Source organism: Naasia sp. SYSU D00948 (assembly GCF_017916515.1).
Classification (GTDB): domain Bacteria; phylum Actinomycetota; class Actinomycetes; order Actinomycetales; family Microbacteriaceae; genus Naasia.
This window is the reverse complement of sequence record NZ_JAFMTA010000001.1, coordinates 2,037,841-2,062,209: the sequence shown is the minus strand read 5'-3', so window position 1 is coordinate 2,062,209 and position 24,369 is coordinate 2,037,841. Positions and strand designations below refer to the sequence as shown.

Here is a 24,369-nt window from a genome sequence, read left to right as displayed (position 1 = left end):
GACGTCGACGACACGCCGCTGCGGCACGCGTCCGGATCGGCGTGTCGCCGATTCCTCCGGATCCGCGCAGAGGGGGCACCCCGCGACGTCAGCTGGCGCGGAGCTCCTCGCGGTCCTGGCCGACCCGCTGGCCGACGACCGCGGAGACGCCGTCCTGGCGCATCGAGACGCCGTAGAGCGCGTCCGCGATCTCCATCGTCCGCTTCTGGTGCGTGATCACGATGAGCTGGGATGAGCGGCGCAGGTCCTCGAAGATGGTCAGGAGCCGGCCGAGGTTGGCGTCGTCCAGGGCCGCCTCGACCTCGTCCATGATGTAGAACGGGCTCGGCCGGGCCTTGAAGATCGCGACGAGCAGCGCGACGGCCGCGAGCGAGCGCTCGCCACCGGAGAGCAGGCTCAGCCGCTCGATCTTCTTGCCCGCGGGCCGGACGCTCACCTCGATGCCGGTCGTCAGCAGGTCGCCCGGATCGGTCAGCTCGATGCTGCCCGTGCCGCCCGGGAACAGCACCGGGAACACCTCCGCGAAGGCGGCCTTCGTGTCCTCGAACGCGGACAGGAAGATCGCCTGCATCTTCTCGTCGATCTCGCCGATGATCGTCTGCAGGTCCTTGCGGGTGTTCTGCAGGTCGGTCAGCTGCTCGGTGAGGAACGTGTAGCGCTGCTCGAGCGCCGCGAACTCCTCGAGGGCGAGCGGATTCACCCGGCCGAGCTGGGCGAGCTTCCGCTCCGCGACCGCGAGGCGGTCCTGCTGCTCCGTCCTGTCGAAGCGCCGCCCGGCGGATGCCTCGCCGTTCTCGTCCTGAGCCGCGAGATCCGGAACCGGCACGTCGGGTCCGTACTCCGCGGTGAGGACGTCCTCGTCGAGGCCGAGCGCGGCGGCCCGCTCGAGCAGCCCGGACAGGTGCAGCCGCTTCTCGTAGATCTGCAGCTCGAGGCCGTGCACCTGCTCCGTGATCGTGTGCAGGCGCGATCGGAGGCCGGACTCGGCCCGCCGCAGCTCGGCGAGCTCGCGGTTGCGTCCGCTGCGCTCGGCTTCGGCCGCGGCGAGCTCCACCCGTGCCTCGGCCACGGATCGGTCGACGGACGCGAGGACCGCGGGCAGCGCCTCCGCCACCGCGGACGCCGCCGCGATCTGACGACGCCGGAGGACCGCCCGACGCGCCGCCTCCTCCGCGGCCGCCCGCTCGGCCTCCAGCCGCCGTTCGACGGCCCCGATGCGCGCGGTCTCGGCGCGGACCCGCTCCCGTGCCGTCTCGAGCGCGAGTCGGGACGCCACTTCGCGCTCTCGGGCGAGGTCGACGCGCTCGGCGAGCGGGGCACGGACGCCGCCGTCGAACGCCGGCCGGGGCACTCCACGGGCGGCGTCGAGGTCCTCCTTCGCGGCCGCGAGCACCGACTCGGCCTCCGCGATCTGCGCTTCCGAGCGCTGAAGGGCGGCGGCGAGGCGGTCGTGCTCCGCCGCGGCCGCGTCCGCCTGGGCGCGGGCCCGGTTCAGCGCCGCCGCGTGCGCCGCGATCCGCGACTCCGCCTCGCGGACCGCCGCCGCCTCCTCCTTCGCCTCCTGCCTGGCGTGCTGCGCGACGGCGCGCGCCTCCGCCAGCTCCTGTCCTGCGGATTCCGCCGCAGCCGTGACCTGCGCCAGCCGGGCCGCCGCATCGTCGCGCTGGGCGACGAGCTCGATCCTGCTCTGCGTGCGACCCGTCCCCCCGCGGAGGAGGTGCGGGGCGAGAACCTCGCCTTCGCGGGTCGCGATCGTGTGGCCACCTCGCCGCGCCGACGGCCACAGCGCGCGGGCCTCGTCCCGGTCCTCCGCCAGGACGACCCTGCCGAGCAGGGCCGCGATCCCGGGTGGCGCGTTCACGACGGACGCCGCCGTTCGGCCGGGGGGCTGGGCTCCGCGATCCGGCTCGGCCGAGGCGAGCACGATCTCGACGCGGCCGAGGTCGTCGCCCTCGGCGCGCAGCAGCGCGGCGAGCGCGGCATCCTCGTCGTCGGCGAGGACGGCGTCCGCGAGGGACCCGAGAGCCGCCGCCACGGCTCCCTCCCAGCCCGGCTCAACGGTCAGGTGGTCCGCCACGAGCCCGCGGACGCCGTCGATGCCGCTCCCGGCGAGCGCGGCCGAGCCGTCGCGGACGTCGAGGGCGAGGGAGAGCGCGGTCGTCCGCGCGGCGAGGGCGTCCCGCTCGCGCTCGGCGGCGTGCACGGCGTCCCGCAGCTCGTCGACCGCGGCGGCCGCGCGCTCGGCCGCCGACTGCGCGGCCGCGGCTCGCTCGGCTAAGCCCTCGGCCTCGCCCGCGGTCTCGGCCTCGACCTCCGCCACCCGTGCCGCTGCCGCGTTCCGCCGGTCGCGGGCGGCGTCCAGGGCGTTCTGCTGCCGCAGGACCTCTCCGCGCACCGACGCGAGCCGGGACGCCGCGACCTCGACGCGGCCCGTGAGCTGGGAGATCTCGAGGTCGTAGCGGGCGACGGCGGCGCTCTGAGCCGCGATCTGCACGTCGACCTCGTCGAGCCGCTGCCGCTCGGCGGCGAGGGCGGCTCCGGCTTCGGTCACGTCGGCCTCGGCGGCGCGGACGCCCTCCTCCAGCCGGGCGACCTCGTCGCGGGCGGCCGCGATCATGGCGGGCGTCACCGTTGGATCCGCGGCGGGAGCATCTTCGGCCGCTCCCAGGAGCGCGAGGCGCTGATTCGCGAGCGAGTAGAGGCTGCGGAGCCGCTCCTGCGCGGATTCGAGGCCGAAGGCGGTCCGGCGTGCGGCGTCCACCTCGTCCGACGCGGCGCTCTCCTCGAGCTCGGCGGCTCGCCGGGCCTTCTCGTCGAGCTCGGCCTGCAGCACCATCCGCTCGGCTCCGCGCTCGTGCTCGCTGCGGCCGTGCGCGGCGAGCGCGTCTCGCAGCGCGACCACCTCGTCGGCGAGCAGGCGGGCGCGGGCGTCGCGCACCACCGCCTGGATGGTCTGCGCCTCGCGGGCCACCTGCGCCTGGTTGCCGAGCGGCTTCAGCTGGCGGCGGATCTCGCCCGCGAGGTCGGAGAGGCGCGTGAGGTTCGCCTGCATCGACTCGAGCTTCCGCTCCGTCTTCTCCTTGCGGCGGCGGTGCTTGAGGATCCCGGCGGCCTCTTCGATGAATCCCCGGCGGTCCACCGGCGTCGCGTGCAGCACGGTGTCGAGCTGCCCCTGGCCAACGATGACGTGCATCTCACGGCCGAGACCCGAGTCGCTCAGCAGCTCTTGGACGTCGAGCAGCCGGCAGGACTGGCCGTTGATCGCGTACTCGCTGCCGCCGTTCCGGAAGAGCGTCCGGCTGATCGTGACCTCGGTGTAGTCGATCGGCAGCGCGCCGTCCGAGTTGTCGATCGTCAGGGTGACCTCGGCCCGGCCGAGCGGCCCCTTCGTCGCCGTGCCGGCGAAGATGACGTCCTCCATCTTGCCGCCGCGGAGGCTCTTCGCGCCCTGCTCCCCCATCACCCAGGCGAGGGCGTCGACGACGTTGCTCTTGCCCGACCCGTTCGGCCCCACCACGCACGTGACGCCGGGCTCGAAGACGAACGTCGTGGGGTGCGCGAAGGACTTGAACCCCTTGAGGGTCAGGCTCTTCAGGTGCACGGGCGCTCCCGGGTCTGGTCAGGACGCCCCACGGTACCGCGGCGATGTATACGGACCGGGCGGGCGCGGCGGCGAGCGCCGACTTGAAGCGCTAGGCGGATCGCAGCAGCGCGAGGAACTCGTCCGCCATCGCGAGCTGCGGAAGCCCAGGTAGTGTTTTCGCGGCCTGTCCGAGGCCGATGTGGTGACGGGGCCGCGGCCGCCGCCCACGACCCTGCGGAGAACCATGACCCACACCCCCGCGCCCACCCGCGTCCCGGACCGGTCCGACTCGGTCGTCGCGGCGCTGCGCTCGCCCCGTGTGCTGACGCGGGAGGTCCTCGCGGGCCTCGTCGTCGCGCTCGCGCTGATCCCCGAGGCGATCTCCTTCTCGATCATCGCCGGGGTCGATCCACGGCTCGGCCTGTTCTCCTCGTTCGTGATGGCGGTCTCGATCGCGTTCCTCGGCGGGCGTCCCGCCATGATCACCGCCGCGACGGGCGCGATCGCACTCGTCGTCGCGCCGGTGGTGCGGGATCACGGCGTCGACTACCTCCTGGCCACCGTCATCCTCGGAGGAGCGTTCCAGATCATCCTCGGCGTGCTCGGCTTCGCGCGGCTCATGCGCTTCATCCCGCGCAGCGTGATGGTCGGGTTCGTCAACGCGCTCGCGATCCTCATCTTCGTCGCCCAGCTGCCGCATCTGATCGGTGCACCGTGGCCGGTCTACCTGCTGGTGGCCGCCGGGCTCGTCATCATGGTCGCCCTGCCGCGAGTCACGAAGGCCGTGCCGGCCCCGCTCGTCGCGATCGCCCTCCTCACCGCCGCCACCGTCTGGGCCGGCATCGCTGTGCCGACCGTGGGCGACGAGGGCGAGCTCCCCCGAAGCCTTCCCGAACTGCTGATCCCGGCCGTCCCCCTCACCTGGGAGACGTTCGCGATCATCGCCCCGTACGCGCTCGCGGTCGCCCTCGTCGGCCTCCTCGAGTCGCTCATGACGGCCAAGCTCGTCGACGACATCACGGACACGCACTCGCGGAAGACCCGCGAGGCGTGGGGTCAGGGCGCGGCGAACGTCCTGTCGGGCCTCTTCGGCGGCATGGGCGGCTGCGCCATGATCGGCCAGACGATGATCAATGTGAAGGTGTCGGGGGCCCGCACCCGCATCTCCACCTTCCTCGCCGGGGCGTTCCTGCTGGTGCTCGTCGTGGTCCTCGGCGATCTGGTGGCCGTCATCCCGATGGCCGCCCTCGTCGCGGTGATGATCATGGTCTCGGTCGCGACGTTCGACTGGCACAGCGTCGCCCCGGCAACGCTGCGCCGCATGCCCATCGGCGAGACCCTCGTCATGGCCGCGACCGTCGCCGTCGTCGTCGTGACGCACAACCTCGCGATCGGCGTGATCGTCGGGGTCCTCGTGGCGATGACGGTGTTCGCGCGCCGAGTCGCCCACTTCGCGACCGTGTCGCGCAGCGTGAGCGAGGACGGCTCGACGGCCCGCTACTCCGTGGACGGCGAGCTGTTCTTCGCCTCGAGCAACGACCTCACGACTCAGTTCGAGTACGCGGACGATCCTGACCGGGTGATCATCGACATGTCCCGCTCCCACGTCTGGGACGCGTCGACCGTGGCGGCGCTGGACGCCATCGAGACGAAGTACGCGAAACACGGGAAGCACGTCGAGATCGTGGGACTCAACGAGGAGAGCCTCCGCTTCCACTCCCGACTCGCCGGACGGCTCGGATCCGGGCACTGACTTCTAGGGGAGGCCGGAGGCGAGGACGCTGCCGGCGGCCCGCAGCGCCACCTCGCCGAGCCCGTACGCGCAGTACAGACCGAGGGCGATGGCGAGGACGTACTCCCGCACGGAGCCGGCGTTGCCGAGCAGCGGAAGGGCGATGTAGCCGTTCGGCTTCCACACGTCGTTGAGCACGTTGGTACCCCGCCACCACGCGGGCGGGCGGAGGCGGAGCGGCCACAGCAGGCCGGGGATGCCGCCCACCGTCAGCGCGTCGCCGACCAGGTGCGCCGCATAGCCGACGCCGACCGCGAGCGGGAACCACACAGAGGTGTCGGACGCGTACACGAGCACGAGGACGGCGGCGAGCAGCCCGAGCGCCCACGCGGTCCGCCAGTGCCGGACGAGGTCCCGCGCCTTGACGGCGAACGTGATCAGAGCGACGGTGGCGATGGCGGGCCCGACGGGAGCGTCGCCGACGACGGGGAGCTCGGCCCGCCAGCCGCCGAGGGCCACGGCGCCCGCGGTGACGAGGCCGGTCGCGAGGAGGCTGTGCGCGCCGTGGCGATGGCCGCCGCTCACGTCTCCGATCGCATCCGTGACGACCCTGCCCAGGACCGGGACCGAGTGCGCGATCGTCGCGCTGCTGTGGTCGGCGTCCGGCAGCAGCGCGGCGCCCGCCGCGACCATCGCGCCGGCCAGCACGCCCGCCGGGGTCAGGGGCAGGATCCCGGTGCCGAGTGCGGGCAGCGCGGCGGTCGTCGCGAGCCATGCCGCGGTGCCGCTCGTCGCGTGCGTGAAGCCCATCACGCTCCACATGGTCCGGCGCGCCGCCCGCCGTGTCGTCGCGCCGCGCCGACGGCTCGCCATCGTGAACCGTCTCCTGAGCGGGGTCTCCGCTCCTCGGCAGGGGCCCCGCTCCGCGTCGGCTCCCGCCGGTGCGAGGTGGGCAGCGCCGGCGGCGCCGTCTCCGGAACCGGGCGGCCGTGCCCCTGAAATACTGGCGCCGTGAGCGTCCCCGGCCTCGACATCCGGCCCCTTCGGATCCCCGCCACGATGGCCGAGGACGACGGCTCGTTCGCCGAGATGGTCGCCGTCCGCAACGAGACCGAAGCCGCGGCGCTCGGCAGCTACGACCTGGCACCGGATCCGGCGGGCCTGCTCATCGAGTACCACGACCGGTGGTTCGACCGCCGGATCTGGGTCGCGCGCGTGGACGGCCGCATCGTCGGGAGGCTCTTCGTCGAGCTGCCGCTGGAGGAGGGCGCGCGGATCGCTGTCGTCGAGGTGGAGGTGCATCCCGACTGGCGCCGCCGCGGGATCGGAACGGCTCTGGCCGAGATCGGCGAGGCTGCCGCCGCGGACGCCGGGCGGTTCACCCTGCAGGCGTGGCCCGTGCACTCCCCCGGCGCTTCCGGGGGGCGGCGCCTCACTCCACCGACCGGCTTCGGGACGCTGCCCGCGGACGACGCCGGGGTCGCGTTCCAGCTCCGCCGGGGCTGGAGCCTGGAGCAGATCTACCGGATCAGCAGGGTCGACCTCCGCGAGTCGGCCGCGCGGACCGAGGACGGCCTGCGACGCGGGCGCGAAGGAGCCGGGGACGCGTACGACGTCGTCACTTGGCCCGGGGCGACCCCTGAGGAGTGGCAGGACGACCTGGCGCTGCTGTACTCGCGGATGCTCACGGACGCCCCGATGGCGGCCCTGACGGTCGATCCCGAGGAGTGGACGGCCGAGCGTGTGCGGGACACCGACGCGCGCGCGGAGCAGGGCGGGTACCTGCTGCTGACCGCGGCGGCTCGGCATCGCGCGACCGGACGTCTGGTCGCGTTCACGAATCTCTACCTGCCCGCCGACCGCACGCGACCAGGCGACCAGGGCGACACCCTCGTCCTCAAGGAGCACCGCGGGCACCGACTCGGACTGCTGGTCAAGGCGGCGCTGCACCGCGCCGTCGCGGAGCACTCACCCGAGACGACGGCCATCTGCACGTTCAACGCCGAGGAGAACCGCTACATGCTGGACGTCAACGAGGCACTCGGGTTCGTCCCGATCGGCTACCAGGGCGTCTGGCAGAAGCAGCTGCAGGCCTGAACCCGGGGGCCGCGGCCGGCGGCGCCGACCGGCCGCCCTGCCGCTCCCAACAGCGCTCTCCTCGCCCTCAACAGTCACGCTCTCCCCCAACAGCACGACACGCCGCTGTCCCTGCTGTTGGAGGCGATACGGCCTGTTGAGCGTCAGGAAGGGAAGACGAAACCCCGGCATGCGGCGCGGCCCGCGGCAGAACCGCCTGTTGAGCGCCAGGAAGGGCGGGTACTCGTTGAGCGCCAGGAGGCCGCCCGCCCGTTGAGCGCCGGCACCCGAGCAACCCGTCAGGCGGTCCGGGAGCGCGGGAGCCGCTGGCAGCGCGGGCAGTAGTGGCTGCCGCGGTTCATGAAGCTCGTGCGCGCGATCGGGCCGCCGCAGCGGGCGCACGGCTTGCCCTGCCGGCCGTACGCGTTGAGCCGCTGCGAGAAGTAGCCGGAGGCGCCGTTCACGTTGACGTACTGCGCGTCGAAGCTCGTTCCGCCGTCCTCCAGGGCGCGCTCCAGCACGTGACGCAGCTCCGCGAGCAGGATCTTCGCGCGAGGACGGGACAGGTCGGCGGTCGGGGTGTCGTAGTGGATGCGCGCGGCCCAGAGCGCCTCGTCGGCGTAGATGTTGCCGATGCCGCTCACGAGCGTCTGATCGAGCAGCGCCCTCTTGATCCCGGTGTTCTTCCGCGCGAGCGCCGCGAGGAAGCGCCGGTCGTCGAATGCCGGGTCGAGCGGGTCCCGGGCGATGTGCGCCACCTGCGACGGGACGACCGGCGCGGGCGAGCCGAGGCCGCCCGCGGCTCCGTCGGGGGTCGGCAGCAGGTCGTCGACGGCCATCGACCCGAAGATGCGCTGATCCACGAACGCGAGGGACAGCGGCCCGTGCTCCGGGGAGTCGACGTCGATGCGGATGCGGAGGAGGCGGTCGTCCGTGGCGTCGGGCGCGCGGAGGAGGACCTGGCCGCTCATCCCGAGGTGCGCGACGAGCGCCCGATCGGTTCCGGCGAGCGGAAGCCAGAGGAACTTGCCGCGCCGGACCGCCCCCTCGAAGCGGGCGCCGACCAGCTCGTCGGCGAAGGTGTCGGAGGTCCCGTGGTGACGGCGCAGCGAGCGCACGTCGAGGACGCGGACGCCGGTGATCGTCGAGCCCGCGACGGCGGGCTGGAGGCCGGACCGCACGGTCTCGACCTCGGGGAGCTCTGGCATGTCAGCGTCCGGGGTCGGGGACGCCGGCCTTCCGCTTGTGGCGGACCAGCCGGTTCCAGGCCTCGAGCGCGGCGGCCATCTCGGCCTGCTTCTTGCTGGAGCCCTCGCCCGTCGCGGTGACGAGGTCGGACACCGTGACCGTCGCGGAGAAGAGCCGCGAGTGGTCGGGGCCGGTGGCCGTCACCGAGTAGACGGGCACACCCGCGCCGCGGCGCGCCGCGACCTCCTGCAGGCTCGTCTTCGGATCCAGGGCCCCGAAGCGCTCGGGGTCGTCGGCGAGGGGCTGGACGAGGCGCAGCACCAGCTCGGTCGCGATCTCGTCGCCGCAGGAGAGGAAGACGGCGCCGATGACGGCCTCGACGGCGTCGGCGAGGATCGACGACTTGTCGCGTCCGCCGGTGCGCTCCTCGCCTCGGCCGAGCCGGAGGAAGGAGCCGATGTCCAGGCTGCGGCCGATCTCGGCGAGCGCGACGCTCGAGACGAGGCTCGCGCGCCGCTTGGCGAGGTCGCCCTCGTCGAGGTCCGGGTGATCCGTGAACAGCTTGACCGTCACGGCCTTGCCGAGGATCGCGTCGCCGAGGAACTCGAGGCGCTCGTTGTGCGGCGCTCCCCCGTGCTCGTACGCGTACGAGCGGTGGGTGAGCGCCAGCTCGAGCAGGTCGGGATCGACCGGCACTCCGAGCCGGTCGATCAGCACGCTCCGGTCAGCGTCCGGTGCTGAGCCCTCGCCCAAATCAGACGTCGGCGACCTTGCGGCCCTTGTACTCGAGGTAGAGCTCGGTGCCCTGGGAGTCCTCGACGACCTTCGCGCGGTGCGGGAGGCTGTAGGTGACCTTGCCGTTCTCGATGGTCTTCACCAGGGTCGGCACGGACGCCTTCCACTGGGACCGGCGGGCGTGCGTGTTCGCGCGCGACTTCTTCCGCTTGGGAACAGCCATGGTTATCTCTCTTCTCTCGGAACGTCTGTCTTCTCGCGGTCTGCGCTGTCGCGCAGCTTCGCGAGCGCGGCCCACCGCTCGTCGAGTGGGGCCTCTCGCTCGTCGTCCGCGAGCACCAGCGCGATGCCTTCGGGAAGCTCGACCCGGCCGGGCTCCCCCGGCTTCACCGGCTGGAACGGCAGTGCCAGCACCACCGCATCCCTCACGACCTGTTCAAGATCCACGTGGTCGCCTTGAACCTCGTAGTCGGAAGGAACCTCAGAAGGATACGCGAAAAGCTCCTGGAATTCGACCTCGACCGGGAGCTCGAACTCGTCGAGGGTGCGCGCGTCCTGGGCGTCGGCGACCGTGTCGACGTCGCCCGTCGCGAGGATCCCCTCGTGCACCGACTCGAGGCGCAGGTCGATGTGCAGTTCGCGCCCCTCGGGCACCCACGCGAGCCCCTCGCCGAGCTTCTCGGGGATGTTGAGGGTCAGCTCCCGCTCACGCTGCTCGCCGGGGCGGTTGATGAGGTCGCGGACGTTCACCAGGTAGTTCGCCTTCACGCCGTCGGAGTCTACGCGTCCGGGCCGAGGCCCCGCCCCGGCGCCGCCCCCGAGCGCCTTGACGCGGAAGCCGGGAGCCGGAGGTGTCAGGACGCCCCGAGGACCTCGTCGAGGATCGCGAGCCCCCGCTCCGCCTCCTCCCGCGTCACGACGCAGGGCGGCACGACGTGGATGCGGTTGTCGACGACGAACGGCAGCAGTCCGCGCCCGAGCAGGGACGACTTCAGGGTCGCGAGCGAGGCCGGCTCCAGCGGGGCCCGGGTGTCCCGGTCCGCGACGAGGTCGAGGGCCCAGAAGACGCCGACTCCCCGCACCTCGCCGATCACCGCGTGCCGCTCGGCGAGCCGGGCCAGCCCGGGCCCGAGCACCTCACGACCGATGGTCGCCGCATTCTCGACGATGCCCTCCTCCTCCATGGCATCCAGCGCTCCGACGATCGACGCCATCGCGAGCGGGTGGCCGGAGTAGGTGAGGCCGCCGGGAAAGACGCGCTCGTCGAACTCCTCGGCGATGCGCGGCGGGATGATGACGCCGCCCGCGGGCACGTAGCCGGAGTTGACGCCCTTCGCGAAGGTGATCAGGTCCGGCGCGATGCCCTCGGGGTTGATCGAGCGGTTCTGGAAGGCGAACCAGTCGCCGGTGCGGCCGAAGCCCGCCATCACCTCGTCGAGGATGAGCAGGATGCCGTGCTCGTCCGCGAGCGCGCGCACACCGGCGAGGTAGCCGGGCGGAGGGACGATCACGCCGGCGGTGCCGGGGATCGTCTCGAGCAGGATCGCGGCGATCGACGCGGCGCCCTCGGCCTGGATGACCCGGCGCAGGTGGTGCAGGGCGCGCTCGGTCTCCTGCTCGGGCGAGTCGGACCAGAACTCGCTGCGGTAGGGGAACGGGCCGAAGAAGTGCACGTGCCCGCGCGCGTACTCGTTCGGCACCCGGCGCCAGTCCCCGGTCGCGGTGATCGCGGCCCCGGTGTTGCCGTGGTACGAGCGGTAGGTCGAGAGGACCTTGTCGCGGCCGGTGACCAGCCGCGCGAGGCGGATGGCGTTCTCGTTCGCGTCGGCGCCGCCGTTGGTGAAGAACACCTTCGCGTACCGGTCGCCGGCGCGCGCCAGGATCCGGCGGGCCGCCTCGCCGCGCGCGAGGTTCGCGTGGGAGGGCGCGACGGTGGTGAGGAGATCCGCCTGCGCCTTGATCGCGGCGATCACCTTCGGATGCTGGTGCCCGATGTTGACGTTGACGAGCTGGCTGGAGAAGTCGAGGTAGCGGGTGCCGTCGGCGTCCCAGACGGTGCTCCCCTCGCCCCCGGCGATCACCAGGGGCTTCAGCGCGGCCTGGGCGGACCAGGAGTGGAACACGTGGGCGCGATCGAGCTCGAGCGCCCGGCGTCCCTCGTCGGTGTCCGTTCCGGTCGGGGCGAGAGTCATGGGATGTCCTCCTTCTCGACGAGGTGCGGCCGGACGTCCGCCCGGCCGCACCCGGTGGTGCTAGTTGCCGCCCTCGTTGAGGACGACCTCGATCGGGGTGAAGCTCTGGCCGACGATGTCGGCTCCCTCATCCTCCAGGTCGGCGAGCGCCTGCTCCACGTACTCGTTCGTGTACGCGGTCTCCGGCGGGTCGGCGGTGATGATGGTGGCGCCGGTCTCGTTCTCGGTGCCCTTGGCGATCTCGACGGTGCGGTTCCAGGCCTCCTCGTCGATCATGCCGATGCCGCCGGAGGCGGACGGCCAGATGAGCTTGTTGACCTCGTTGGTCATCCACAGCTGGTGGCTCGTGCCGAGTGTGGACCCGGCCGCGGTGACGATCTCCGCCGCCTCCTCGGGGTTGTCGCGGGCGTAGATCCAGCCTTTGATGGACGCCTTGATGAAGGCGACCGTCGTCTCGGCGTACTCCTCGTCGTCGGCGAGGCGCTCGGCGTCGGCCCAGATCGCGTCCTGGAGCATCGCGGTCCCGACTTCGTTCCAGTCGATGACGTTGAGGTCCTCCGGCTGGTACAGCTCCCCCGTCGCCGGGTTCACAGTCTCGAGCACCTGCGCGTACTCGTTGTAGGTCATCGCCTGCGCGGCGTCGATGTCCCCCGCGAGGAACGCGTTCATGTCGAACTGCTGCTGAACGAGGGTGATGTCGTCGAGTCCCACCCCCGCCTGCTGCATCCCCGCGAACAGCTCCCACTCGTTGCCGAAGCCCCAGCTGCCGACGGTGTGGCCGGCGAGGTCCTCGGGGCCCTCGATGCCGGCGTCCTTGAACGAGATCTGCGTGGTGGCGCTGCGCTCGAAGATCTGCGCGACGTTGGTGACGTTCGTGCCCTGCTCGATGGAGCCGAGGACTTTCGGGACCCACGAGATCGCGTAGTCGGCGGCTCCCGCCGCGATCTCGTCGATCGGGACCGTGTCGGTGCCGGACTCGTTGATCGTGACGTCGAGCCCCTCCTCCTCGTAGTAGCCCTGGTCGAGCGCGGCGTAGTAGCCCGCGAACTGCGCCTGGGCGACCCACTGGAGCTGCAGGGTGACGGGCGTCAGTCCGCCGGAGTCGCCCGCCCCGCCGCCGGAGCCGGTCCCGCCGCCTCCGCCGCTCGCGCATCCCGCGAGGACGAGAGCGGTGATGGTGCCGGCCGCGGCGATGCCGGGCAGCACTCGGATGCTGTGTCTCATTGCATACCTCCTGGTCGTGCTGGGGTGGTGCATCCGCTCGGGGCGGACCTCTCAGGCGCGGCGGCGGTGCCGGGTCGCCAGGATCTCGAGGGCGAGGGTCGCGCAGTAGAACACGAGCCCGAGCAGGATCGACCCGAGCACGTACGCCCAGGCCAGCGCGTAGTTGCTGCTCGCCACCGCGGTGGTGATCGCGCGGCCGATGCCGTCGATCGGGCCGCCGAAGTACTCGGCGACGAGGGCGGAGATGACCGCGAGCGAGGACGCGATCCGGAACCCGGTGAACAGGTACGGGAGCGCGCCCGGCAGCGTGACGGTGCGGGTGGCCTGCCACGGCGAGGCCGCGTACGCCCGCATCAGGTCGCGGTGCACGGGGCGCACCTGCCGGAGCCCGCGCAGCGTGTTGACGAACACGGGGATGAAGACCGCGAGCGCCGCGATCAGCTGCCGTGCCGTCTGGGCGTTGGCGCCGAACATCGTGTAGAAGACGGGCGCGAGCGCGACGATCGGGACCACCGCGAGGCCCGCCACGATCGGCGCGGTGATCTCGTCGATCACGCGCGACAGGGCCGCGAGCACCGCGAAGAGGATGCCGACGACGGTGCCGACGAGAAGTCCGACGAGGGCGTTGGCGCCCGTCAGGAGGGCGGCCCGGAGGATGGTGTCGGGCGTCGAGCCGAAGGCCGTGCCGATCGCGAGCGGACTCGGAACGACGAAGGGCTTCACGTCGAGCGCGACGACGGCGAGCTGCCAGAGAGCGAGCGCGACGATCCCGAGGAGGATCGGCGCCCCCACCGTCCGGACCGCGGCACCGCGCATCAGCGGTTCTCCACTCCGCGGACGGCAGGACGCGCACCCTGGTCGCCGTGCAGCAGCTCGCGCACCGCACTGACGTTCGCGAAGAAGTGCTCGTCCTCGCGCAGGTCGTCGCGGCGGTCCGCGGCGCGACCGAGGTCGACGGCGAGCACCTCGCGGATCCGTCCTGGGCGCGGCGACATGACGACGACCCGGTTGGACAGGAACACCGCCTCGGGGATCGAGTGGGTCACGAACACGACGGCCGCTCCCGTCTCCCCGCAGATCCGGACGAGCTCCGTCTGCATCCGCTCGCGGGTCATCTCGTCGAGGGCTCCGAAGGGCTCGTCCATGAGCAGCAGCCGGGGCCTCTCCGCGAGAGCGCGGGCGATCGCGACGCGCTGCTGCATGCCGCCGGAGAGCTGGTCGGGATAGGAGCCGCCGAAGTCGGAGAGCCCCACGAGCTCGAGCAGCTCCGTCGCGCGGGCGGTCCGCTCGGCTCGGGACGCGCCGTGCAGCTCGAGCGGCAGCTCGATGTTGGCCCGCACCGTGCGCCAGGGCAGGAGCCCCGCCTGCTGGAACGCGATGCCGTACTCCTGGTCGATCCGGGCCTGCCGCGCGGTCTTGCCGAAGACCGTGACGGAGCCCGTGCTCGGGGCCTCGAGGTCGGCGATGAGGCGGAGCAGCGTGCTCTTGCCGCAGCCGGACGGACCGATGAGGGAGACGAACTCCCCGGGCGCGACGGCGAGGTCGATGCCCTCGAGCGCGGTCACCGTGCCGTTCTTCGAGGAGAACGTCTTGTCGACGCCCCTCACCTCGACCGCCGGCACGCCGATGGGAACCGGTCCTGTGGTCGGCACCTCGGTCATGCGCTCACCTCTCCCCGGCGGAACCGTCCGAGCAGGAGCCCGAGCAGCGCGACGACCCCCGCTGCGAGGAGGCCGAGCAGCACCGCCCCCAGGATCGGGGCCCACGTCTTCGCGGGGTCGCCGCTGCCGGACTGCGCGTACTCGATGATCATGCGTCCGATGCCGCCGCGCAGGCCGATCGAGACCTCGGCGACGACGGCTCCGATGACGGCGTTCGCGGCGGCCAGCCGGAGGGCCGGGAGCAGGTAGGGGACGCTCGCAGGGAGCCGGAGACGCCACAGCGTCGTCCACCACCCGACGGCGTAGGAGCGGAAGAGGTCGGTGTGGATGGCGTCCGGCGAGCCGAGGCCGCGCAGGGCGCCGACCGCGACCGGGAAGAACGCGAGGTAGGAGGCGATGACCGCGACGGACATCCAGTTCTCCCACTGGAAGGCGCCGATCTCGATCTGCGACCCCCACCTGCGCACGAGCGGCGCGATCGCGATGAGCGGGACCGTCTGGCTGAGGATCACCCAGGGCAGCACGGCCGACTCGGCGGTCCGGAAGCGCTGCATCAGCAGGGCCAGCGCCAGGCCGACGACGACGCCGACGAGCCAGCCGACACCGGCGACGCCGAGCGAGAACACCGCCGCGCCCAGCACCGCCTGCCAGACCAGCGTGTCCTGGGTCGAGTTCACCGGCTGGCCGAGGCGGGCGAGCACGTCCCATACGTGCGGCATGGCGAGGTCCGTCGTCCTGGGCAGGACCGTGAGCCCGCCCACCACGACGCCGTCCTCGGGCCCGAGCGCCTTGTACAGCTCCCAGACGACCGCGAGCAGCAGGAGGCCGAGCGCGCCGAGGGTCGCCCGGCGCCAGCGGAACGCGGACGGCGTGCGAGTGCGGAGGCGGGAGCCGACGAGCCCCGCGGCGCTCACGAGGCCGTCCAGTGACGGCACGGCGGGCGGCCGGCGAAGCGGGCAGCAGCGTGCGACCACCCGCTCATGTCAGGCCTTCGCCACGATCTGGTCGCGCATCGCCGGGATCACCGTCTCGCCGTACACGCGGAGGGTCTCCTCCTTGTTGTCGTGCTGGAGGTAGCCCGCGAACTGGTCGACGCCGATCGCCTGGAGCCTGCGCAGCTTCTCGATGTGCTCCTCGGCCGTGCCGAGCACGCAGAAGCGGTCGACGATCTCGTCCGGCACGAAGGTCGTGTGCGTGTTCCCGGCCCGGCCGTGCTCGTTGTAGTCGTACTCCTGCCGGCCCTTGATGTACTCGGTGAGGGCGTCCGGCACCGCGCCGTGCTCGCCGTACTTCGCGACGATGTCGGCGACGTGGTTGCCGACCATGCCGCCGAACCAGCGGCACTGGTCGCGCATGTGCTGCCGGTCGTCCCCGATGTAGAACGGAGCGGCGACGCAGAACTTGATCGACCGGGGGTCCCGTCCGGCCTTCTCGGCCGCGTCGCGCACCGTGCCGATCATCCACTCCGCGATGTCGAGGTCCGCGAGCTGGAGGATGTAGCCGTCGCCGACCTCGCCCGCGAGCTTGAGCGCGAGCGGCCCGTAGGCGGCCACCCACACCTCGAGCTCGCTGCCGACGCTCCAGGGGAACCGCAGGGTCGCCCCGTTGTACTCCACCGACCGCGAGTTGCCGAGCTCGCGGATGACGTGGATCGACTCCCGCAGCTCCTTCAGCGTCGTGGGCTTGCCGCCCGTGACCCGGACCGCGGAGTCGCCCCGGCCGATGCCGCAGATCGTCCGGTTGCCGTACATCTCGTTGAGCGTCGCGAACACGGACGCGGTCACCGTCCAGTCCCGCGTCGCCGGATTGGTGACGAACGGGCCGACCTTGATGCGCCGGGTCTCGGCGAGGATCTGGCTGTAGATGACGTACGGCTCCTGCCACAGCAGGTGCGAGTCGAACGTCCAGAGGTGGCTGAACCCGTACTGCTCGGCGAGTTTCGCGAGCGCCACGGTCCGGGACGCCGGAGGGTTCGTCTGCAGGACCGCTCCGAACTCCATGCTCACGCCTCCATTCCGGGCCGGTCCGGCGTCTCCGGGCCGGCGTTCCGGCCCGGATCGACCGGAACGGCCCGAGTTGCACGGATCGTGGCGGGCATCAGATGAGGTACTGCGACAGGCCGCGCTTGAGGTAGCGGCCGTCGCCCTTGGCGCCGAGGTACTGGTTGCCGTCGACGACGACCTTGCCGCGGGACAGGACCGTGTCGACGTGGCCGTCGATCTCGTAGCCCTCCCACGCCGAGTAGTCCATGTTCATGTGGTGGGTCTTGTCCACGCCGATCGAGGTGTGGCCGTTGGGGTCGTAGATCACGATGTCGGCGTCCGCACCCGGGGCGATGACGCCCTTCCTCCCGTACAGGCCGAACATCCGCGCCGGCGTCGTGGAGGTGACCTCCACCCAGCGCTCGAGCGTCAAGTGCCCGTCGACGACGCCCTGGTAGAGGAGGTCCATCCGGTGCTCGACGCCGCCGATCCCGTTCGGGATCTTGCGGAAGTCGCCCCTGCCGAGCTCCTTCTGGCCCTTCATGCAGAACGGGCAATGGTCGGTCGACACCATCTGCAGGTCGTTGGTGCGCAGCGCCTGCCACATGTGGTCCTGGTGACGCTCCTCGCGGCTGCGCAGCGGGGTCGAGCACACCCACTTCGATCCCTCGAACGCGCCCCACTCCTCGCTGGAGGCGCCGAGCTGCTCCTCGAGTGAGAGATAGAGGTACTGGGGACACGTCTCGCCGTACACGTTCTGGCCGCGGTCGCGCGCGGCGGCGAGCTGCTCGACCGCCTGCTTCGCGGACACATGCACGACATAGAGAGGAGCGCCTGTGAGGTGGGCGAGCATGATCGCCCGGTGGGTCGCCTCCTCCTCCATCTGCCAGGCGCGCGCGATGCCGTGGAAGTAGGGATCCGTCTTGCCCTGCGCGACGAGCTGCTCGGCGAGGACGTCGATCGCGGGCCCGTTCTCGGCGTGCATCATCGTGAGCAGGCCCGTCTCGGCCGACTTCTGCATGGCCCGCAGGACCTGCGCGTCGTCGCTGTAGAAGACGCCGGGGTAGGCCATGAAGAGCTTGAAGCTCGTCACGCCCTCGTCGATGAGGCCGTCCATCGCCGACAGGGCATCCGCGTCGACGCCCCCGATGATCTGGTGGAAGCCGTAGTCGATCGCGCAGTTGCCCGCCGCCTTCTCGTGCCACGCGGCGAGGCCGTCCTGCACCTTCTCGCCGTAGCGCTGCACCGCGAAGTCGATGATCGTCGTCGTGCCGCCCCAGGCGGCCGCGCGCGTGCCGGTCTCGAACGTGTCCGACGCGGCGGTGCCGCCGAAGGGCAGCTCCATGTGCGTGTGCGCGTCGATGCCGCCCGGGATCACGTACTTCCCGCTCGCGTCGATCACCGTGTCGGCGCTCGCCGCCAGGTCGGTGCCGAGCAGGACGCTGCCCGGCGCGAGCACCGCGACGATCTGCTCGCCGTCGACGAGGACGTCGGCGGCGCTGCGTCCGGTCGAGGTGACGACCGTGCCGCCCGTGATCAGTGTCGTTGCCATCGTTCCGCTCCTCCTCGCCCGCTCAGGGCTTCACCACGGCGGAGTAGGAGTCCGGCCGGCGGTCCCGGTAGAACTGCCACTGGTTGCGGACCTCCCGGATGAGATCCATGTCCAGGTCGCGGATCACGACCTCCTCGTGCTCGCCGCTGCCGAGCTCGCCGATGTGGTTGCCGCGCGGGTCGACGAACTGGCTCGTGCCGTAGAAGGTGACCGCCTCGTCGCCGTACTCGTTGTCCTCACGCCCGACGCGGTTGGGCGCGGCGATGAAGTACTGGTTCGCCGCGGCGGCCGCGGGCTGCTCGATCTCCCACAGCCGATTGGAGAGGCCCGGCTTGGTCGCGTTCGGGTTGAACACGATCTGGGCGCCGTTCAGCCCCAGCTCGCGCCACCCCTCCGGGAAGTGCCGGTCGTAGCAGATGTAGACGCCGATGGGGCCGACAGCCGTCTTGAACACCGGGTACCCGAGGTTCCCGGGGCGGAAGTAGAACTTCTCCCAGAACTTCTCGAGGTGCGGGATGTGGTGCTTCCGGTACTTGCCGAGGATGCTGCCGTCCGAGTCCACCACGACGGCAGTGTTGTAGTAGATGCCGGGCTGGTCCTCCTCGTAGATCGGCAGGATCATCACGAGGCCGAGCTCCTTGGCGAGGGCGGCGAAGCGCTGGACGGTCGGGCCGTCCGCCGGCTCGGCGTACGCGTAGTACTTGGCGTCCTCGGTGATGCCGAAGTAGGGCCCGTAGAAGAGCTCCTGGAAGCAGATGACCTGGGCGCCCTGCTCGGCCGCCTGGCGCGCGAAGCCCTCGTGCTTCGCGATCATCGACTCCTTGTCACCGGTCCAGGTGGTCTGGGTGATCGCGGCTCGGACGACGGTCATGCGTTCCTCTCGGGGCCGCCCGGAGGGGTCGCCGCCGGGATCGTTGTCATACTGCGGCGTCGAGGTTTCCCGCTCGTTTCGTCGCGTGACGGGAGCGTAAAACCTGCGACCCTCCAGCCGCCAGCATTGCCGCCAAGGAATGTGAACGCCGCCCGCGCCGCCGCACTCTGCACGGCGGGTAGGCTGGAGAGGACCCCCGGGCTCGCTCTGGTCCGGTGCGTCGGTTCGGACTGTGAGCCGGCAGGTCCTCGCCGCGGCATATCCGCCGCCCGACCGCCGTCTCTGGAGTGCCGTGTTCCGCAATCGTTCCCTCCCGCTCGCCGCCCTTCTCCCCGTGGTCCTGCTGGCCGGCTGCGCAGCGCCGACCGCCGCCCAGGACTCGCCGACAGCACCGGATGCAGCGGCCGCGGTGACCGTCGACAACTGCGGCACCGAGGTCGTCTTCGAGTCCGCTCCCGAGCGCGTCCTCACGGTGAAGTCGACGTCGACCGAGATGCTGCTCGCTCTCGGGCTGGGCGACCGGATCGTCGGCACCGCCTTCCAGGACGGTCCCCTGCCCGACCACCTCGCGGAGGCCGGCGCCGACCTGGCCTCCGTCTCCGACAAGCTGCCCTCAGCGGAGGCGGTGCTCGGGCTCGAGCCCGACCTCGTCTACTCGGGGTGGGAGTCCACCTTCACGCCGGAGGCCGCGGGCGCCCGGGAGGAGCTGCAGTCCCTCGGGATCGCGACCTACGTCTCCCCCGCCGCCTGCAAGGCGCCGGAACACCAGCCGGACGAGCTCACGTGGGACCACGTGTTCGCGGAGATCACCGAGGTCGGCGACATCTTCGAGGTCCCGGATGCGGCCGCCGAGCTCGTCGAGGAGCAGGCGGACGAGATCGCGGCGATCGAGCCCGACGAGCGCGGCCTCACGGCGCTCTGGTACTCATCCGGCACCGCGACCCCGTACGTGGGCGCCGGCATCGGCAACCCGCAGCTCATCCTCGAGACGGTCGGGCTCACCAACATCGCGGGCGATGTGGCCGACACGTGGACCTCCTACAGCTGGGAGGCCGTCGCCGCCGCCGACCCGGACGTGATCGTGCTCGTCGACTCGTCCTGGAACTCGGCACAGCAGAAGAAGGACCTCCTGGCGTCCGACCCCGTGACGGCCAACCTCACCGCTGTCCGCGCCGGGCGATACCTCGTGGTGCCGTTCGCCGCGAGCGAGGCGGGCGTCCGCAGCGCCGAGGCCGCGGCCGACCTGTCCCGCCAGCTCGCCGACCTGGACCTCGGCGACCGCTGAGCCGCGCCGCGCCGCCGACCGGAGAGGAATCCGCGCCGTGACCGCCCCCGATCGCACCCTCCGAGTGCTCGGACGGCCGGCGCTCCTCGACGGGATCCGGGGCTCGCGGCTCACGCTCACCGGCGTCGGCGCCCTGCTGCTCGTGCTGCTGGCGGCGAGCGTCGCCGCGGCCGTCACGATCGGCCCGGCCGACATCCGGGTCTCCGAGGTGTGGCGCTCGATCGCGGCGCACCTCGGCCTCGGCGTCTCGCCGCTCAGCCCCCTCCGGGACGGGATCGTCTGGGAGCTCCGGCTCCCCCGCATCCTCACCGCGGCTGCCGTCGGCGCGGGTCTCGCCCTGGCCGGCGTCGTCATGCAGGCCCTGACCCGCAACTCGCTCGCGGATCCCTATCTGCTGGGGCTCTCGTCGGGTGCGTCGCTCGGCGCCGTCGCCGTCGTCCTGCTCGGGGTCGGCGTCCTCCTGCCCGTCGCCGCCTTCGCGGGCGCGATGGCCGCCCTCGTCGCCACACTGGCGCTCGCGCGTGCCGGCGGCGCGCTCACCCCCGCCCGGACCGTGCTGGCCGGCGTCGCGGTGTCCTCCCTGGCCGGAGCGGTCACGAGTCTCGTCATCTTCTGGACGGCCACCGGGGACTCCTACCGGGAGATCCTCGGCTGGCTGCTCGGCTCCCTCGCCGGTGCCCGCTGGCCGGCGGTCGCGGTGGCGGGAGGGGCTCTGCTCGCCGTCGGGATCCCGCTCCTGCTCGTCGCCCGCATCCTCGACGCGTTCGCGTTCGGGGACACCTCGGCGGCGGCCCTGGGCGTTCCGGTGTCGGCCGTCCGCTGGACCCTGCTGGGAGCGACCGCGCTGCTGACGGGCGCGCTGGTCTCGGTGAGCGGGTCGATCGGGTTCGTGGGGCTCGTCCTCCCGCACGCCGTCCGTCTCGTCACCGGACCCGGTCACCGGGCCCTGCTCCCCCTCGCGGCGCTGAGCGGCGCGGTCTTCCTCGTCTGGGCGGACACCGCGGCACGCAGCCTCTTCGATCCCCGCGAGCTCCCGGTCGGGGTCGTCACCGCGATCCTCGGGGCTCCCGTGTTCGCGCTGCTGCTGATCCGGCGCCGGGAGCGGTCGTGACCGCCCTCTCCGGCGAGCGCGTCGAGGTCCGCGCCGACGGCCGCCTCCTCGTGGACGGGGTGGACTGCACGGTCGCGCCGGGCACGGTCACCGCGGTGCTGGGGCCGAACGGCGCGGGCAAGTCGACCCTCCTCCGCGTCCTCGCCGGGGTGAACCGGCCCGATGCCGGCACCGTCCGTTTCGGCGACGCGGACGCGTTCGCCCTCCGCCGCCGCGATCGTGCCCGCCTCGCCGCACTGGTCGAGCAGGACGCGACGACCGAGCTGGACCTGACCGTGGCCGATGCCGTCGCGCTCGGCAGGCTCCCGCACGAGGGGCTCTGGGGCGGGAACCAGGACGAGCGGAACGGCATCGTATCCGCCAGCCTCGAGGCCGTCGGCATGGCGGGGTTCGCGGACCGGCGCATCACGACGCTGTCCGGCGGCGAACGCCAGCGGGTGCTGCTCGCGAAGGCCCTCGCCCAGCGCACGCCGCTGCTGCTCCTCGACGAGCCCACCAACCACCTCGACATCGCCGCTCAGCTGACGACCCTGGCCCTGCTGCGCCGGCTCGCCGCGGGCGGCACCGCGATCCTCGCGGCACTCCACGACCTGGGGGTCGCCGCCGCCCATGCGGACGCGGTCGTCGTCCTCGCCGGCGGGCGGGTAGTGGCGGCGGGGCCGACGCACGAGACGCTCGTCCCGCCGCTCATCCGCGAGGTCTACGGGGTGGACGCGGTGCTGCTCGAGCATCCCGCATCGGGCCGTCCCGTGCTGGCGATGGAGCTTCCCGGGACCTAGGCGAAGCGGATGCGGAGCCCGCTGCGGATCCTCGCCGGAGGCTGCCGGTAGGCGACCCGCAGGTTCTGTCCCGGCTCCAGCCGCCACGACGAGCGGGCCATGACGCGCAGCGCGGCCTCGATTACCCGGTTCGTGGCCGGCTCTCCCGGGCACCGGTGGTCCTCGAGGTAGTCGCCGCCGCCCTGCGCGACGATGTGCCGCGGGTCCGCGGTGCGGAACCGCTCCGGACGGAAGGTCTGGGGGTCCGGCCACAGCCGCGCGTCGTGGTTCGTGCCGTGGATGTCGAGCATCACCCAGTCGTTCACCTGGAAGTCGTGGTCGCGCCAGCGGAACGGCTGGCGCACGCGACCGCCGACGGCCGCGAAGAAGGGGGCGTGGCGCCGGACCTCGTGGGCGAAGTGCTCGGCCTCGGCGCCGCCGGCGGCGAGCGAGGCTCGGTAGGAGGGGCGCGCGGCCAGGGCGCGCACGGCGAACTCGAGGAAGCGCTCGATCGCGACGGTGGGACGCAGCAGGTTGAGCAGCTCGACGGCGGCCACCTCCTCCGGGAGAGGCCGGCCGTCGTCGCCGGTCCACGTGGCCACGGTGGCGAGCGGGGAGCCGACGGGCGGGGTGACGCGCCCCTCCCGCACCGCGGCGACGAGGTCGGCGGCCCACCGCTCGGTGCGGCGGCGACGGATCCGTGCGAGCCAGTTCAGGGGCCCGACGGTGGCCGCGCGCTCGAACATGGCGATGAGGTCGAGGGTCAGGGAGCGGAATCGGTCCTCGCCCTGGTCCGGGATGCCCGCCCAGCGGAACACCGTGTGGGCGAGGATCGGGCCGAGCACCTCGTGCAGGACGACGGGCGGTCCGCCCCGCCAGCCCGCGACCGCCCGGGAGAACTCCTCCTCGAACAGCTGGCCCATCCGGTCCTCCCCGCCGCGCGTCAGCAGCGCGAGGAACATCGCCTTCCGATGCCGGTGCGACTCGCCCTCGAGCACCTGGGCGCTGCCCTCGTCCTGCAGCAGCCGGAACGTGGCGCGCGGGATCGCCCGCCGCCGGTGGAAGCGCCCGCCCTCGTAGAACATGCGCGCCGCCTCCGCTCCGCGGAGGAAGGTCACGCGCCGGCCCATCAAGACGGTCCGGAAGCCGTCCACGCCCAGCCGGTCGCAGGTGCGGGAGACGAAGCGGTAGGGGTCCGCGAGGAGGGCGAGGGAGCTGTCGGGCAGCGGCAGGGTGGGGATCATGGGCACCTCCGGTTCCTCAGCGTAGGGAGGCACCTCCGGCGGAGGCAGGGGCTTGCCGGGCGGCCTCGGAGCAGAGGAAGCACCCCGAGCCCGGGAGCCGCGTCAGGCGAGAGCGCGGAGGCGCGGCGCCAGGTCGCGCTCGAACAGCTCGAGGAATCGGCGCTGATCGTCGCCGGGCGCGTGGAAGACCAGGTGGTTGAAGCCCCACCGGACGTACTGCGCGATCTTCTCGACCACCTCGTCCGGATCCGCGCCGACGATCCAGCGCGCCGCGATCTGCTCGATCGGCAGCGCGTCGGCGGCGCGCTCCATCTCCACCGGGTCGTGGATCGACGCCTTCTCCTCGGCGGTCAGGGACAGCGGCGACCAGAACCGGCAGTTGTCGATGGCGGCCTCGGGGCTGGTGTCGTAGCTGAGCTTGATCTCGATCATGCGGTCCAGCGACTCCGGGTTCCGTCCCGCGGCGGCCGCCCCCTCCGCGACGGCGGGCAGCAGCTTCTCGGTGTAGAGCTCCGCGCCCTTGCCCGAGGTGCAGATGAAGCCGTCGCCTGCGCGTCCGGCGTACTTGGCCACCACCGGGCCTCCGGCCGCGATGTAGATCGGGACGCCGCCCTCGGGCCGGTCGTAGATGCTCGCGTCGTGGGTGCTGTAGTACTCGCCCGAGAAGGTGACCCGCTCGCCCGCCCACAGCTCGCGGATCAGCCGCACGGCCTCCCGCAGCCGGGCGAAGCGCTCCTTGAAGTCGGGCCAGTCCTGCTGTCCCGCCCCCCGCCAGCCCGTCGCGATCTCGTTGAGCGCCTCCCCGGTGCCGACGCCCAGGAAGACGCGGCCCGGGTAGAGCAGTCCGAGCGTCGCGAACGCCTGCGCGAGCACGGCCGGGTTGTACCGGAACGTCGGCGTGAGCACCGAGGTGCCGAGCTGGAGGGTCGACGTCCTCTCCCCCACCGCCGTCATCCACGCGAGCGCGAACGGCGCGTGGCCGCCGGTGTGCCGCCAGGGCTGGAAGTGGTCGCTGACGGTCGCGCTCTCGAACCCGTGGGCCTCGGCGGCGACGGCGAACTCGACGAGGTCGCGCGGTCCGAACTGCTCGGCGGAGGCCTTGTAGCCGAGTTTCAGAGGCAGCATCGGGAGGTCCTTTCGTAGTCAGGAGCGGGGCGCGGGTCGTGGGGGCGGAC

21 protein-coding genes are annotated in these 24,369 nt (G+C 72.3%); 5 read left to right on the top strand and 16 right to left on the bottom strand.

Going from position 1 to position 24,369, the window contains the following annotated elements; translation table 11 throughout:
• Positions 1–88: 88 nt before the first annotated feature.
• Positions 89–3,601, bottom strand: a complete 3,513-nt coding sequence (gene smc, locus J3P30_RS09670; RefSeq protein WP_210480828.1) for a chromosome segregation protein SMC — start codon at positions 3,599–3,601, stop codon at positions 89–91.
• 226 nt (positions 3,602–3,827) lie between these two features.
• On the opposite strand from smc, the gene J3P30_RS09665 reads away from it, so the two are divergent.
• Positions 3,828–5,336, top strand: coding sequence for a SulP family inorganic anion transporter (locus J3P30_RS09665; RefSeq protein ID WP_210480827.1), 1,509 nt, complete (start codon positions 3,828–3,830; stop codon positions 5,334–5,336).
• Positions 5,337–5,339: 3 nt separating this feature from the next.
• Here J3P30_RS09665 and J3P30_RS09660 read toward each other — a convergent pair whose 3' ends face one another.
• Positions 5,340–6,188 carry a metal-dependent hydrolase gene (locus J3P30_RS09660; protein ID WP_210480826.1) on the bottom strand — a complete coding sequence of 283 codons (849 nt, stop codon included), beginning with the start codon at positions 6,186–6,188 and terminating at the stop codon, positions 5,340–5,342.
• 138 nt (positions 6,189–6,326) lie between these two features.
• On the opposite strand from J3P30_RS09660, the gene J3P30_RS09655 reads away from it, so the two are divergent.
• Positions 6,327–7,412, top strand: coding sequence for a GNAT family N-acetyltransferase (locus tag J3P30_RS09655; RefSeq protein ID WP_210480825.1), 1,086 nt, complete (start codon positions 6,327–6,329; stop codon positions 7,410–7,412).
• Positions 7,413–7,690: 278 nt separating this feature from the next.
• Here J3P30_RS09655 and mutM read toward each other — a convergent pair whose 3' ends face one another.
• The 12 genes from mutM to J3P30_RS09595 all read right to left on the bottom strand — a co-directional run bounded on the left by mutM (position 7,691) and on the right by J3P30_RS09595 (position 18,796).
• Positions 7,691–8,599 (bottom strand): bifunctional DNA-formamidopyrimidine glycosylase/DNA-(apurinic or apyrimidinic site) lyase, encoded by a 909-nt coding sequence (gene mutM / locus J3P30_RS09650; RefSeq protein WP_210480824.1) that lies wholly within the window; start codon positions 8,597–8,599, stop codon positions 7,691–7,693.
• 1 nt (position 8,600) lies between these two features.
• Positions 8,601–9,296: a ribonuclease III gene (gene rnc / locus J3P30_RS09645; RefSeq protein ID WP_307807458.1), complete on the bottom strand. Its 696-nt coding sequence runs from the start codon at positions 9,294–9,296 to the stop codon at positions 8,601–8,603.
• Between the two features lie 37 nt (positions 9,297–9,333).
• Complete coding sequence (gene rpmF / locus J3P30_RS09640; RefSeq protein WP_210480822.1) at positions 9,334–9,537, bottom strand: 50S ribosomal protein L32; 204 nt, start codon at positions 9,535–9,537, stop codon at positions 9,334–9,336.
• Between the two features lie 2 nt (positions 9,538–9,539).
• A complete protein-coding gene (locus J3P30_RS09635; protein WP_210480821.1) occupies positions 9,540–10,082 on the bottom strand; it encodes a DUF177 domain-containing protein in 543 nt (180 codons plus the stop codon).
• Between the two features lie 86 nt (positions 10,083–10,168).
• Positions 10,169–11,506, bottom strand: coding sequence for an aspartate aminotransferase family protein (locus J3P30_RS09630; RefSeq protein WP_210480820.1), 1,338 nt, complete (start codon positions 11,504–11,506; stop codon positions 10,169–10,171).
• Between the two features lie 60 nt (positions 11,507–11,566).
• Positions 11,567–12,730, bottom strand: a complete 1,164-nt coding sequence (locus tag J3P30_RS09625; RefSeq protein ID WP_210480819.1) for an ABC transporter substrate-binding protein — start codon at positions 12,728–12,730, stop codon at positions 11,567–11,569.
• A gap of 51 nt (positions 12,731–12,781) precedes the next feature.
• Complete coding sequence (locus J3P30_RS09620) at positions 12,782–13,546, bottom strand: ABC transporter permease (RefSeq protein WP_210480818.1); 765 nt, start codon at positions 13,544–13,546, stop codon at positions 12,782–12,784.
• Positions 13,546–14,391, bottom strand: a complete 846-nt coding sequence (locus J3P30_RS09615) for an ABC transporter ATP-binding protein (RefSeq protein ID WP_210480817.1) — start codon at positions 14,389–14,391, stop codon at positions 13,546–13,548. The genes J3P30_RS09620 and J3P30_RS09615 overlap by 1 nt, the downstream gene beginning before the upstream one ends.
• A complete protein-coding gene (locus tag J3P30_RS09610; RefSeq protein ID WP_374058549.1) occupies positions 14,388–15,305 on the bottom strand; it encodes an ABC transporter permease in 918 nt (305 codons plus the stop codon). Before J3P30_RS09610 ends, J3P30_RS09615 begins: the two co-directional genes overlap by 4 nt.
• 69 nt (positions 15,306–15,374) lie before the next feature.
• Positions 15,375–16,391: a TIGR03842 family LLM class F420-dependent oxidoreductase gene (locus J3P30_RS09605; RefSeq protein ID WP_210481950.1), complete on the bottom strand. Its 1,017-nt coding sequence runs from the start codon at positions 16,389–16,391 to the stop codon at positions 15,375–15,377.
• Between the two features lie 97 nt (positions 16,392–16,488).
• On the bottom strand, positions 16,489–17,925 hold the full coding sequence (gene hydA, locus J3P30_RS09600; RefSeq protein ID WP_210480816.1) for a dihydropyrimidinase: 1,437 nt from the start codon (positions 17,923–17,925) through the stop codon (positions 16,489–16,491).
• Between the two features lie 22 nt (positions 17,926–17,947).
• Positions 17,948–18,796, bottom strand: a complete 849-nt coding sequence (locus tag J3P30_RS09595) for a nitrilase-related carbon-nitrogen hydrolase (RefSeq protein WP_210480815.1) — start codon at positions 18,794–18,796, stop codon at positions 17,948–17,950.
• Between the two features lie 232 nt (positions 18,797–19,028).
• On the opposite strand from J3P30_RS09595, the gene J3P30_RS09590 reads away from it, so the two are divergent.
• From J3P30_RS09590 to J3P30_RS09580, 3 genes are read left to right on the top strand one after another with little or no spacing between them, the layout of a single operon-like run.
• Positions 19,029–20,081, top strand: a complete 1,053-nt coding sequence (locus J3P30_RS09590; RefSeq protein ID WP_307807457.1) for a putative F420-0 ABC transporter substrate-binding protein — start codon at positions 19,029–19,031, stop codon at positions 20,079–20,081.
• A 37-nt stretch (positions 20,082–20,118) separates the two neighbouring features.
• A complete protein-coding gene (locus tag J3P30_RS09585; protein ID WP_374058548.1) occupies positions 20,119–21,192 on the top strand; it encodes a putative F420-0 ABC transporter permease subunit in 1,074 nt (357 codons plus the stop codon).
• Positions 21,189–21,971 (top strand): ATP-binding cassette domain-containing protein, encoded by a 783-nt coding sequence (locus J3P30_RS09580; protein ID WP_210480814.1) that lies wholly within the window; start codon positions 21,189–21,191, stop codon positions 21,969–21,971. The genes J3P30_RS09585 and J3P30_RS09580 overlap by 4 nt, the downstream gene beginning before the upstream one ends.
• Here the strand turns inward: J3P30_RS09580 and J3P30_RS09575 are convergent.
• The gene (locus J3P30_RS09575) at positions 21,968–23,200 is read right to left on the bottom strand and encodes a cytochrome P450 (RefSeq protein WP_210480813.1); all 1,233 of its coding nucleotides are present in this window, start codon (positions 23,198–23,200) and stop codon (positions 21,968–21,970) included. The genes J3P30_RS09580 and J3P30_RS09575 overlap by 4 nt on opposite strands.
• 96 nt (positions 23,201–23,296) lie before the next feature.
• On the bottom strand, positions 23,297–24,319 hold the full coding sequence (fgd, locus tag J3P30_RS09570) for a glucose-6-phosphate dehydrogenase (coenzyme-F420) (protein ID WP_210480812.1): 1,023 nt from the start codon (positions 24,317–24,319) through the stop codon (positions 23,297–23,299).
• Between the last annotated feature and the right edge of the window lie 50 nt (positions 24,320–24,369).